Raw genomic sequence first — 13,378 nt, forward strand, 5'->3', positions numbered from 1 at the left:
TGTTAAAGAAGATGGCCTAATAGAACGAACTAAATTATAGTACAAAAATAAGCCAGTATGCTTGAAACATACTGACCTAGTTTTGTTACCAACATCAAAAATTGAAGAACCAAAATACTAGCGAATATTTATTAATTTATTCGCTAGTTTTTTATTTTATTTAATTAATTATTATCCTAATTTTGTAATAAGGTTCATATGAGCGTCAACCGCTGTTTGTAAGAACGTTACTGTATCTTCACGAACTAATTTACCATTCTCATCAAATAAATCTTGAGAATTTGCTAAGTATACTTCTGGTTGTTGTACAGTTGGCATATTTAAGAAAGCTAATGATTGACGTAAGTGGTGGTTCGCACCAAATCCGCTAATACCAGAAATTGATTGGCTAGCCACTAATGCAGGTTTACCTGACCAAACATTTTCACCCCAAGGACGTGACGCAACGTCTAATGCATTTTTTAATGCAGCTGGAATTGAACGGTTATGTTCTGGTGTTACAAATAAGATTGCATCTTTTTCTGCAACTTTAGCACGAAAATCTTTGTAAACTTGTGGGCTATCTTGATCATAATCTTGGTTATATAATGGTAAGTTTGCAATCTCTAAAAATTCTACCTCTACATCTGATGGGTATAAATCTGCTATTGCTTTTGCTACCATACCTGAGAAACTGTTATTACGGATACTACCTACTACTACACCTAATTTTGTCATATGAAAAACTCCTTTTTCGCTAAATTACAAATATCATTCAAATACTTGTTGTAGTATTATCATACATCATACAATTCCATAAAACAAGAAAAATGTTTCTAATTCTAAATAATTTTTGTTAAGTTTTTATTAAGCCGATTATGCAACTTGATAATCCTATATTACTAGTTTTTATTGAACTTACTTAAATATTCACTAATTATTCTCATTTATTTTTAATAAATCGTTTGACATTTTAATTTACTTTGATATTATTTAACTCAAGTAATAAATTTGGGGGGTAAGATATATGGAAAAGCAGCAAAACATAAAATGTTACTTACATAATATTCAAACTCAATTATATTACTTTAGCTATTTTAGATAGTTTGTATTTACATTCATTGTAGATACAGGCAAAACTCTTCGTTTGTATCTATGATGGCTAAAGCACATTTGCTTGTCCCCAGCCACATAGAATATCATATTCTAAATGGCTGAAGCGTAGATATTTATTTATACACTAACACGCTCATTTAGTATGATATTACTGATTGAGCGTTTTTTTGTTGTTGCTAAGTTACTTGTTAATTAGGAAAGGTGAAGAAAATGTTAAAAAATACTAAAAAAATTTTATTTAGCCTGATAGGAATTATTTGTATATTTTTAAGTTTCAATTTTTTACATCAAACGGTTGAAGCTCAAGATGTTATAACGATTGGTATTTCTGGACAAACGAAACCACTAAATTATTTTGAAGATAATGAACTCACTGGTTTTGAAATTGATATGTTAAATGAAATTAATCAGCGGTTAGATTCCGTCGAGTTTGAATTTGTGACGACAGAATTTGCATCCCTATTTGCTGGACTTGATTCTGGTCAATTTGATATTGTGGCTAATAATCTGGGTGAAAATGATGAGCGCCGTGAGAAATTCTTATTCTCACTCTATCCTTATGTCATTACACATAATGTGATTATCACACAAACTGATCAGGCAGATAATTTAACAATGGAAGATATGGCTGGTATGTCATTTGGTGTTGTAACAGCCTCGCCACAATCGATGTTCCTCGAAGCATGGAACCAAGAAAATCCCGACTTAGCTGTTGATATTCGCTATGTTGATTCTGACCCATCAAATATTATCCGAGATGTGCATAGCGGCCGCTTTGACGCTACCATATACGCGACAACCTACTTAAATGATGTTCAACAAACCTTTGGTATTGAGTTGAAATCTCACTTTATTGAAAATGAGGATGCTATCAATCCTCCGGGATCATACTTAATGTACCGTAAGGAAAATTTAGATTTACGTAACGAAATCGATAAAGTACTTGCCGATATGCGTGAAGATGGTACATTATCAGAAATCTCATTGAAATACTTTGGCCAAGATGACACCGAATTATCACAGGCAATCATCGATAAAAACGATAAGATAAATCGAGTAAATATCACTGAATCAACCCCAGTTGGGGAAGAAAAAGTAGTAACGGTAGGGACATCTGGTCAAACAAAACCGTTAAATTATTTTGAAGATAATAAACTAACTGGTTTCGAAATTGATTTATTAACAGCTATTGACGAACGTTTAGACAACATTACTTTTGAATATGAAATTACAGAATTTGCGTCACTATTTGCAGGTCTAGATTCAGGCCAGTTTGATTTAGTGACGAATAACCTAGGTGAAAATGAAGAACGAAGAGAAAAATTCCTCTTCTCACTTTATCCTTATGTAATTACGCATAATGTCATAATCACCAACACAGAACAAGCTGATGATTTAACGATGGAAGATATGGCAGGCATGTCATTTGGAGTTGTTACAGCCTCTCCTCAATCCATGTTTCTTGAAGCGTGGAATGAAGAAAATCCAGACCTAGCAGTCGATATTCGTTATGTGGATTCAGATCCGTCAAATATTATTCGTGATGTTCATAATGGACGCTTTGATGCAACAATTTATGCAACAACTTACTTAAATGATGTTCAAGAGACATTTGGAATTGAATTAAAATCTCACTTTATTGAAAATGAAGATGCAATAAATCCTCCTGGTTCTTACTTTATTTATAGACAGGATGAAGTAGAATTAAGGGATCAAATGGATGCAGTGATTGCAGAGTTAAGAGAAGATGGAACATTGGCTGCTATTAGCCAAAAATACATGGGACAAGATGATACGCAATTAACGGACGGGATTATCGCACGTAATGATCAATTCGAAGAAGAACGGTTAGCCCAAAGTGATATCGAATCAACGCAATTGGTTAATCAATCTGTATCAAACACTTCGACTACTGATGGTAAAATTTTTGCGCCAGAAATTATTCCAGAAATTTTGCCAACTATTTTAGAAAAATTACCTATTACCTTATTAATGACTTTGGTTTCTATGATTATTGGTTTAGTCTTAGGCTTCCTTATTGCCTTAATTAAGATATACGATATACCTGTCCTAAAACAATTAGCATCAATATTTGTATCCTTTATGCGCGGAACGCCACAATTGGTACAGTTATTCCTAGCATATTATGGTTTCCCATTGATTGTTGCTTGGTTAAATCAACAAATCAATACAAACATTAATGTCAACAACATCCCTGCCCTACTTTATGTCTTTATAGCATTTGGACTTAATGAAGCAGCTTATAATTCGGAAACTATACGTGCTGCTATACTATCTGTTGATAAAAGTGAAATCGAAGCAGCTAAATCCATTGGACTTACGAATCGTCAAACCATGACCCGGATTATTTTACCGTCTGCTATGATTGTCGCTATTCCAAACTTAGGAAATAGCTTAATTAGCTTATTAAAAGGTACATCATTAGCCTTTACTGTTACGGTTATCGATATTATGGGACAAGCACGTATCATTGCCGGAAGTAACTTACGTTTCTTCGAAGCTTATATTGCGGTATCACTCATCTACTGGCTATGTTGTATCGTTATTGAAAACATTGTCAAATGGATTGAGAAAAAATTAAATGTCAACATGATTGATGAAAGCAGTATTCAACATGATGATGATAATTTGATTGTAACGACAGAATCAAAATAGGAGGAGTTCTTTATGTTAAAACTAGAAAACTGGTCCAAAAGTTATGGGAATCACTTAGTATTAGATGATATTAATATTGAAGTACCGACTGGAAATGTCTTAACCATTATTGGTTCGAGTGGATCGGGTAAATCTACCTTGCTCAGAACGATAAACTTCTTGGAAAAACCAAATAAAGGCACCATTCATATAGGAGACATCAACCAAGAAGTGAGCCATATACCTGAAAAAGAGATATTTAAAATTCGCAGACAAACAGCCATGGTTTTTCAAAATTATGCCCTGTTTTCAAAAAAGACTGCTCTTGAAAATGTTATGGAACAATTACTCATGGTTCAAAAGCTCCCTAAAAATGAAGCGAAAGAATTAGCCGAAAATTATTTAGAATTAGTTGGTATGTCTGATAGAGCCAACTACTATCCCAATCGCTTATCGGGTGGTCAACAACAAAGGGTAGGTATTGCACGAGCCTTAGCCATTCAGCCCGAAGTGATTTTGTTCGATGAACCAACCTCAGCCCTAGACCCCGAAATGGTTAGTGGAATACTCGAGTTAATCCATAAAGTAGCTCATCAAAAAACCACGATGATATTGGTGACCCATGAAATGAATTTTGCCAAACAAGTTTCTGACCAAGTTATTTTCTTAGATAAAGGCGTTATTTTAGAACAAGGAACACCTGAACAAATTTTTGACAACCCGCAAATGGAACGTACGCAACAATTTATTCGTGGTTTTGGTGAAACGAGTTTTGCCATTTAATGACTGATAAAAAAATAACAGCTTCTCGCCACTAAAGGTTGAGAAGCTGTTATTTTTAATTTAAATAGGTATCGGCATCTAATATTTGATCAGGAAAACAAAATACATAACCTTGTTCTTTTAAATATGGGATGATGTAATCTAAGGTTTCAACATTTTCGAAATAAATATCATGCATTAAAACAATGGAACGCTGCTTAATTGTATTTATAATCTCATTGATAGTTTGATCTGAGTTTCGGTAATGCCAATCCAAAGAATCAATATTCCAAAAAATAGTTTGTAAGTCAGGAAACATATTTACGACCCGCATGCCACCATTTCCATAAGGCATTCGATAAAGAACTGGCATTTCTCCAGTCGCATTAAAAATAGCATCTTGTGTTCTATTCATTTCATGTCTGACTTCGTCATCCGATATCACACTAAAATTAGCGTGTGAATATGAATGATTACCTATTCTGTGACCTCTATCCAGAATCATTTGACTAATTTCAGGATATTTAACGACCTGACTCCCCAATTGAAAGAAAGTCCCTGGAACATCATGCTTATCCAAAATATCTAATATTGGTAAAGTTGCTTCACTCGGTCCATCATCAAAGGTTAAAGCAATTAAAGGACGATGATCAACTTCAGACCCTAATAGTTGAGCGGCTAGATCTTCATTTGAAAATATCTTATCATTCAAAGTTGTATCTTCATTTACGTAATCAACATTTTCATGGACAACTTCAGTAATTTGTTGAACAATGCCGTCATATTGCTCTTTTAACTCCGGCGTTTGTGGTTGATCTGCAATTTCTTCCAATAATGGTTGAACATTTGTTATTTCCTCCAAGGTCTGATGAATGGACTCAGTCGAAACATTTTGATCTATCTCACTAAAAGTCGAGTCAATCTTTTCAATTGTGGCAAGGGTATTTTCAGCATAGGCATATTTTTCATGCGCAGCTTTTAATAGGCGGTCTTCATTAAGCTTGTCACTATCAAAATAGTTTGGACACTCAAGATTGGATAGCGTTAACTCTGGATTTAGTTGATGATGGTCACTCACTTGATTGCCTACAATCATTGGCTCTTCAGCTGAGTAAATAGTGTTTAAATTTTCAATCATTGTATACTTTTTTTGAACATCATCAATGATACTACTAACTTCGTCGTCTTCTATATCAGAATACTTATTAGCTTTTTCATCGATTAGTTCCTGTGTAATATTGGCAGCAAGAAAATCATGTTGTTCATCAAAATATAATTGATTAATATCAGCTAAAGCATTTGAAATTAAATCTTCTTGTTCAATCGCTTTAACATCATACCATAAGTAAAAAAGCAGTAGTAAGTTAAGCACAATTAATAATAATCCAAAAATATATTTGTTAAGTTTATTCATTGATTTCATTTGCTAACCTTCTTTAATTACATATTTCTAATATATTTCCTTTTTCATCTTAGCATTCACTTGTCATAAATACTATGGAATAAAAAAAACATCATATAAAGTTCTAAAAATATTCATATACAACAATTGGTTGACTAAAATAGACTTAATTGATCTTCATCTGGTAAACCATTCAATACACCGTGTTCAGTTAAATATTCGATGATAGTTTTAGAAACTTTCCCTCTTTTTTGAACATCTTCCTTAGATAGAAATGGGGCTTCTTCTCTAGCTTTAATAATTTGTTGAGCAACAGATATACCTAAGCCAGGAATAGCTCTAAATGGTGGAATCAGAGTGTCCCCTTCAATGATAAAGTTTTCTGCATCTGATTTTTCGAGACTTACCATTTGGAACTTAAACCCTCGTTCAAGCATTTCATTCGCTACTTCTAATACAGTCACTAAGGTTTTTTCTTTTGGAGAAGCGTCTAAACCTTTACCATGAATTTCGCGAATTCTTCTTTTGACCATCTCTTTTCCTTGCGACATAGCAACTAAGTCAAAATCAACGGCACGAACAGAAAAATGAGCTGCATAGTGATATAAAGGATAATGGACTTTAAAGTAAGCAACACGTAAAGCCATTAAAACATAAGCAGTCGCATGAGCTTTCGGGAACATATATTTAATCTTTAGACACGATTCAATATACCATTCAGGCACCTTATGTTCACGCATAATCGCCTGCCAATCATCTGGAATCCCCTTCCCTTTACGGACACTCTCCATAATTTTAAATGCAACACCATCTTCAATACCATAATGTTGTAAAGTAACCATAATATCATCACGACAACCAATTACTTGCGCTAAAGGTGCAATTCCTTTTCGAATCAATTCTTGTGCATTCCCTAACCAAACGTCTGTACCATGAGATAGACCAGAAATTTGAAGTAATTCTGCAAAATTTTTCGGTTTAGACTCGGCTAACATTCCCCTTACAAAGCTTGTTCCAAATTCCGGAACACCTAAGGTCCCTGTTTCAGAAAAAATCTGCTCAGGTGTTACACCTAAAATCTCTGTTCCGCTAAAGATTTTCATAACATCTGGGTCTGTAGGAGGCAGTGTTTTCGGGTCAATGCCACTTAAGTCTTGTAACATACGAATATGGGTCGGATCATCGTGTCCCAGAATATCAAGTTTTAAAACATTATCATGAATCGAGTGGAAATCAAAGTGGGTCGTTTTCCATTCGGAATTAACATCATCAGCAGGATATTGGATAGGTGTAAAATCATAAACATCTAAATAGTCTGGAATAACAATAATTCCACCCGGGTGTTGCCCGGTTGTTTTTTTAACCCCTGTAATTCCTTTAGCTAAACGTTCTTTTTCAGCTTGTGGAATTTGTTGCGGTTCCACTTCTAAATACCCTTTTACATAACCAAAGGCCGTTTTTTCTGCAACAGTTGAGATTGTCCCAGCTCGATAAACATAATCTTCACCAAATAAATCCTTCGTGTAAGCATGAGCTTTTGGTTGATAATCGCCTGAGAAGTTCAAATCAATATCGGGTACTTTATCACCATAAAAACCAAGGAAGGTCTCAAACGGAATATCTTGTCCCTCATTTGATAATATATGACCACACTTAGGACAAGCCTTTTCCTCTAAATCATAACCTGATTTTACACTACCATCAGTGAAAAATTCACTAAATTGACAATGCGTACAATAATAATGCGGAGGTAAGGGATTAACTTCAGTAATACCTGTTAAAGTCGCGACTAAACTAGACCCAACCGAACCACGTGAACCAACCAAATACCCATCTTCATTACTTTTATGAACTAACTTTTGTGAAATCAAATAAATAACTGAGAATCCGTTAGAAATAATACTGTTTAATTCTTTTTCAATTCGATGCTCAACAATCTCAGGAAGTTCTTCCCCATACATTTCATGAGCCTTATCATAACTCAGTTTGCGGATTTCTTCGTCGGAACCTTCAATAATAGGTGTATAAAGTTTAGATTTAATTACTTCAACTTCATCAATTAAATCTGCTATTTTTTGCGTATTTTTGACAACTATTTCATAAGCTTTTTCTTCACCTAGAAAACTAAAATCCTCCAACATTTCATCCGTCGTTCTAAAATGAACTTCTGGCATCTCTAATTTTCGGTTAGCGTTAACTTTCATTGAACGATGCAAGATTTCACGATAAATACTGTCTTTTTCATCGAGATAATGTACATTTCCTGTCGCAACGACTGGTTTATTTTTTTCTTCACCTAAACGAATCATATTTTTAAGAATTTTTTCTAAATCTGCTTCATTACTAATCGTTTCATCCGCTATCAAAGGTTCATATACTGATTTAGGCTGAACTTCGATATAGTCATAATAATCGACTAGCTCAGCAGCTTCTTCGTAACCTTTTTGCATCATGGCAGTAAAGACTTCACCATCGTGACAAGCAGTTCCCACTAAAAGATTTTCTTTGTATTTATTTAATAAGCTACGAGGCACGCGTGGAACACGGTAGAAGTAATCTATATTTGATGCCGAAATAATTTTAAACAAACTTTTGAGTCCTTCTTGGTTTTTAGCTAAAATCGTCACATGAAAAGGACGTGATTGCTTATAACTTCCATTGCGTCCCATTTGATCATTTAATTGATTATGATGCGTCATATTAAAATCATTACGAGCTTGTTCAAGCAACTTCAGTAATATATAACCTGTCGTTTCAGAGTCATAAATAGCTCGGTGATGTTGTTCAAGAACAATATTATAGTGCTTGGCTAAAGTGTTTAAGCGATGAGTTTTTAAATTTGAGTTTACTAACCGTGATAACTCCAAAGTGTCGATCACACCTTCAGTAACTGGATCTAAACCAAGTTGTTTGTAACCTTGGTTGATAAAACCAATATCGAAAGTAGCGTTATGGGCAACCAAAATCGTATCTTTTGAAAATTCTGCAAACTTTGGTAAAACAGCATCGATTGTTGGTGCATCGGCTAACATAGCATCTGTAATACCGGTTAATTCAGTCGTAAAGGCCGCCAAGGGATGGCCAGGATTTACAAAACTTTCAAAACGATCGATAACCTCGCCATCTTTCATTTTTACAGCGGCTAACTCGATAATTTTATCATAAACTGATGATAAACCGGTCGTTTCCACGTCAAAAACCACATAAATAGCATCTTGTAAATCGGTTGGCTGTAAATTAAATGCAATAGGTTCACCATCATTAACCACATTTGCTTCAATACCATATAAAACTTTCACACCGTATTCTTTCCCTGCTGCAAATGCTTCAGGGAAGGCTTGGACCCCAGCATGGTCAGTAATAGCAATGGCTTTATGACCCCATTCGGCTGCTCTTTTCACTAAATCTTTAGCTGAGTTTGTCGCATCCATTGTACTCATTTGCGTATGGGTATGCAGTTCTATTCTTTTATCATTATCTGGAGCCTTATCTATTTTTTTAGCTCGCGATATTTTTCGGATACTCCGTGGTTTAAATTCAAGCTCAGAAGTGTAATAGTCTGGTTGCATATCTCCTTCTAAACGAATCCATTCACCGACATGAAATTGTTCTAAAGATTCTTTTTTGATGCCACGACCAGAAAGTATTTTAACCGTCACAGAACTTGTATAGTCTGTTATTTTCATAATTAAAATAGACATGCCACTTTTTGTCACACGAATTTCCAAATCAAATATATAGCCTTCAATTGTTTGGCGGTACTGGTCGGTGAGTAAATTAACAATTGGCGTAATCGCTGTATGCGGAATATCCTTTCCAATCGGTAGGACTTCATCCATTTCTTCTTGAACTTTTTGTTGACTTTTACGGGCTTCTTGAACTTCCAGAGCCTCAGTCAAGCTTTTTTCTTCTTCTAAACTTTGTCTTTTCTCATGGAATTGTTGCTCTTTTTCTAAAAGTTCTTGATCCACGTAATAGTGAAATTCTAATTCATGAATTCCTACTTGCCCAAGCCTTTTAATAAATAACTCGTGATATTTATTTTGAACTGTATCTACTTGATGTTGTGAAGCTAATCCTACGGATAAAGTTTGGCCTTCTAAATTGTAGTTAGCTTGTATCATGGCAGCTTTTAAAAATGGCTTTTCAGCTGCTAATACTGAATAAATGGCGAACCAGTAGTGCGAAATGACATCAATATCAATCGAATCATTATCAAAGTTCCACCACACCTCAATTTGAGCAATTTCTTCAAAAGCTTTATGAATGTGATGCATAAAAATTTGATAGGCGTCTGGATGAATCCGTTTATTTCCTACTAAATAGAAATGCCATTGATTGGTTTGGGCAAAGACATCGACATGATCAATTTCTATATCTTTTAAATGAGCTAGTATATCTTGATCTGTAATCTGAATGTGTTCTAATAATATTTCAAATAGTTGACGTTGATCAGCCATCTTACTCCTCCTCAACTAAAAAGGATGTCCTTCATTAAGAAGTCATCCTTAAATGTTTTTTAAAATGTTGCAATGAAAGCAAACTCTAGAAAAATGCACGCATAATATCATTCCAAGTAACAGCAATCATAAAGACAAACATGATACCTACCCCAATTAAGGTAATGATACCCTCTTTTTCTTGATCTAAAGGTTTTCCACGAACCGCTTCAATGAGGTTTAATAAGATTTTCCCTCCATCAAGCGCTGGGATTGGTAATAAATTTAATAAACCTATATTGGCACTCAACATAGCTAAAAAGCTAACAATAACAACAAATCCATAATCGACTACTTCGTTTGTCATTTGTGCCATTGCAACAGGACCACCAAATTGATTAATATCAAAGCCATTGGTAATCATACCGCCTAAAACACCTAAAATACTTGTGATAACCCGCCAAGTTTCAGTAAAACCATAGGCAATACGATCGATGAAGCCATTTTTAACTGCAACTGAAACACCAATTTGACCAATTGATTCTCCTGCTTCATTTGTCACTGTATTTACTTGCACAGGGATATCCAATACTTCATCGCCACGTTCTATTTGAAAATTCAATTCTTCTCCCGCGGAAGCTGCAATAAACTGCTGTAAGTCTACCCAACTATCTACTGTTTCATCATTTATCGCTATGACGTGGTCGCCATCTTGTAAACCAGCAGCCTGGGCGGGACTATCTTCAATAACCGTTCCAATAGTACTTGAATTAGATGGAATGCTTGGAACTAAAAAAGCAAATAAAGCAAAAAAGATAATTGAAAGAATAAAATTATTTACTGGACCTGCAATGTTCGTTAAGATTTTATTTCCGACTGATGCAGATTCATAACGACTTTCAATAGGTGCAACCATCACATTCGTACCATCTTCTTCAATAATACGGCAATCTTTCGCAACACTAAAAACTTTTGGTTCGTCATGACCAGGTTGATAAACACGCATGGACATCTCACGAGCTAAATCAACTTCATCGACTTGTGCGGGCATTTCATTTGGTTCTGCTTTTTCACTTGTATTAATGATACTAACTTGGTTGTTCTCATTAAAGGTAAGACCGACTTCCATTCCTGGACGAACATTATCTTCCTCATTTAAGCCAGCAAGACGAACATATCCACCTAAAGGTAACATTCTTATTGTATAAGTTGTACCGTCTTTGCCTTGTTTAGCAAATAATTTTGGCCCCATTCCTAAGGCAAATTCACGGACTAAAATCCCAGCTCGACGTGCAAAGTAAAAGTGTCCAAACTCATGAAAGACGACTATGATAGAAAAAATAATTAAAAATGTAATTAATGTTTGCAAATTTTATAACACCCCTACCTAAAAAAGTTTAACCATATCATTAACATAAAACTAGCAAAAATCGTACTATCAAATCGGTCTAAAACTCCACCATGGCCTGGAATAAGTTTCCCCGAATCTTTAACGCCAAAATGTCGTTTGTAAGCCGATTCAACTAAGTCGCCTAATTGACCGACTAAGGATAAGGCTATCGTTAGAATCCAAACATGGTTTGCTCCACCAAGATTAGGTTTTACGAACCAAACATAAAGTGAACTTACTATAAAAGCCGATACTGTACCGCCAATAAAGCCTTCAACAGTTTTATTTGGACTAATTTCAGGCGCTAATTTTCTTTCACCAAATACCCTTCCAAAAAAATATGCCCCAATATCCGTTGACCAGATAACAGCAAATTGATAAATAATCGTTTTTAAACCCAGATCTCTAATAGATATTAAAAAGCGAAAACCAAAGCCGACATATAAGATACTAAAAACCAAAACGGCAGCATCTTCAAAGTTAAAAGTATTGTGTCGTGCTACCGTTAAAACAAGTAATACGATACAGTAAATATAAAAAATAAATTGTTGGTTACCACTACCTAAAAATTTAAATAAATAATTTTCTGGTAAAATAATAAGAGCTAAAGCCAAGGTAGATAAGACACCAATAATGTTGTTATAATCAATTTGTTTCATACGGGCTAATTCAAATAAACCAATAGCACCGAGCACTAACATAAAATAAGCAAAGTAATGGCCACCAGCCAAGATAAAAGGTAGGAAAACGGCTAGCGCTAATATAGCACTGATAATTCTTATTTTCATATCATCACCTTTTAGCCCTTTACTTTCCCAAAGCGGCGATCACGCTGAATGTAACTTTCAATAGCAGTATCTAAATGACTAGAATCAAAATCAGGCCATAATACGTCTGTAAAATAGAATTCACTATAAGCAGCTTGCCACAGTAAAAAATTACTTAATCGCTGTTCTCCAGAAGTCCGGATTAACAAATCAGGTGCAGCTAATTCTCCATATCTTGCGGTTGTTAAAAAACTTTCGATGAGTTCAGCTGAAATACTTTCAACATCTAATTCATGATGACTGACAGCTTTAGCAATTTCAACGACAGCATCCGTAATTTCTTGTCTTGCCCCATAATTTAAAGCAAAGTTTAGAACCATGCCTTGGCAGTGTTTAGTTCTTTCTGCCGCTGACACCACAATATCATATGTTTTTTGAGGTAAGGCAGTAATATCACCAATCCATTCGACACGAACATCATTTTTGATCAGCTCAGGTAAGAATGAATCGAAGAAATCTTTAGGTAACTTCATTAAATAATTGACTTCATCTTGAGGACGACCCCAATTTTCTGTTGAGAAAGCATAAACCGTCAGAATTTTAATACCTAATTCATTTGCCCGAATGGTTACTTTTTTTATCGTTTCAACACCTTTACGGTGACCTGCGACGCGAGGTAAAAAGCGTTTTTTTGCCCATCTACCATTGCCATCCATAATAATGGCTACATGTTTAGGCACACGTTCTTTATCTATTGCCATAACAATCTCCTTTAATCCTCTGTCATTTATTCTTACTAATTATAACAAAAGCAATCCATGATACCTATTGTTTTCTCAAGAATTAACTTCTTTAGAACATTTTTAAT

The 13,378-nt window shown here is 34.8% G+C and carries 8 protein-coding genes; 2 read left to right on the forward strand and 6 right to left on the reverse strand.

What is annotated here, in order from left to right; translation table 11 throughout:
• Positions 1-171: 171 nt before the first annotated feature.
• The gene (locus ACTQ54_RS09925) at positions 172-717 is read right to left on the reverse strand and encodes an NADPH-dependent FMN reductase (protein ID WP_441756451.1); all 546 of its coding nucleotides are present in this window, start codon (positions 715-717) and stop codon (positions 172-174) included.
• Positions 718-1,305: 588 nt separating this feature from the next.
• Between ACTQ54_RS09925 and ACTQ54_RS09930 the strand changes: the two genes are divergently transcribed.
• Both ACTQ54_RS09930 and ACTQ54_RS09935 read left to right on the forward strand, forming a co-directional pair.
• Positions 1,306-3,771, forward strand: coding sequence for an ABC transporter substrate-binding protein/permease (locus tag ACTQ54_RS09930; protein ID WP_441756453.1), 2,466 nt, complete (start codon positions 1,306-1,308; stop codon positions 3,769-3,771).
• Between the two features lie 12 nt (positions 3,772-3,783).
• Positions 3,784-4,533, forward strand: coding sequence for an amino acid ABC transporter ATP-binding protein (locus ACTQ54_RS09935; protein ID WP_441756455.1), 750 nt, complete (start codon positions 3,784-3,786; stop codon positions 4,531-4,533).
• Positions 4,534-4,588: 55 nt separating this feature from the next.
• On the opposite strand, the gene ACTQ54_RS09940 is transcribed toward ACTQ54_RS09935, so the two are convergent.
• The 5 genes from ACTQ54_RS09940 to ACTQ54_RS09960 form a co-directional block, all read right to left on the reverse strand.
• Complete coding sequence (locus ACTQ54_RS09940) at positions 4,589-5,935, reverse strand: polysaccharide deacetylase family protein (protein ID WP_441756457.1); 1,347 nt, start codon at positions 5,933-5,935, stop codon at positions 4,589-4,591.
• Between the two features lie 134 nt (positions 5,936-6,069).
• Positions 6,070-10,374 (reverse strand): PolC-type DNA polymerase III, encoded by a 4,305-nt coding sequence (locus tag ACTQ54_RS09945; RefSeq protein WP_441756459.1) that lies wholly within the window; start codon positions 10,372-10,374, stop codon positions 6,070-6,072.
• Between the two features lie 85 nt (positions 10,375-10,459).
• Entirely contained in the window at positions 10,460-11,722 is a 1,263-nt protein-coding gene (gene rseP, locus ACTQ54_RS09950) for an RIP metalloprotease RseP (RefSeq protein ID WP_441756461.1), read from the reverse strand.
• A gap of 14 nt (positions 11,723-11,736) precedes the next feature.
• Entirely contained in the window at positions 11,737-12,531 is a 795-nt protein-coding gene (locus ACTQ54_RS09955) for a phosphatidate cytidylyltransferase (RefSeq protein ID WP_441756463.1), read from the reverse strand.
• Positions 12,532-12,542: 11 nt separating this feature from the next.
• On the reverse strand, positions 12,543-13,271 hold the full coding sequence (locus ACTQ54_RS09960) for an isoprenyl transferase (RefSeq protein ID WP_441756465.1): 729 nt from the start codon (positions 13,269-13,271) through the stop codon (positions 12,543-12,545).
• Between the last annotated feature and the right edge of the window lie 107 nt (positions 13,272-13,378).

The organism is Fundicoccus sp. Sow4_H7, from assembly GCF_052115865.1.
Taxonomy (GTDB): domain Bacteria; phylum Bacillota; class Bacilli; order Lactobacillales; family Aerococcaceae; genus Fundicoccus_A.

What these genes read in the sequence shown, in the direction of transcription:
- ACTQ54_RS09925 (WP_441756451.1), bottom strand. Translation starts at nt 717, where the DNA reads ATGACAAAATTAGGTGTAGTAGTAGGTAGTATCCGTAATAACAGTTTC.
- ACTQ54_RS09930 (WP_441756453.1), top strand. Translation starts at nt 1,306, where the DNA reads ATGTTAAAAAATACTAAAAAAATTTTATTTAGCCTGATAGGAATTATT.
- ACTQ54_RS09935 (WP_441756455.1), top strand. Translation starts at nt 3,784, where the DNA reads ATGTTAAAACTAGAAAACTGGTCCAAAAGTTATGGGAATCACTTAGTA.
- ACTQ54_RS09940 (WP_441756457.1), bottom strand. Translation starts at nt 5,935, where the DNA reads ATGAAATCAATGAATAAACTTAACAAATATATTTTTGGATTATTATTA.
- ACTQ54_RS09945 (WP_441756459.1), bottom strand. Translation starts at nt 10,374, where the DNA reads ATGGCTGATCAACGTCAACTATTTGAAATATTATTAGAACACATTCAG.
- ACTQ54_RS09955 (WP_441756463.1), bottom strand. Translation starts at nt 12,531, where the DNA reads ATGAAAATAAGAATTATCAGTGCTATATTAGCGCTAGCCGTTTTCCTA.
- ACTQ54_RS09960 (WP_441756465.1), bottom strand. Translation starts at nt 13,271, where the DNA reads ATGGCAATAGATAAAGAACGTGTGCCTAAACATGTAGCCATTATTATG.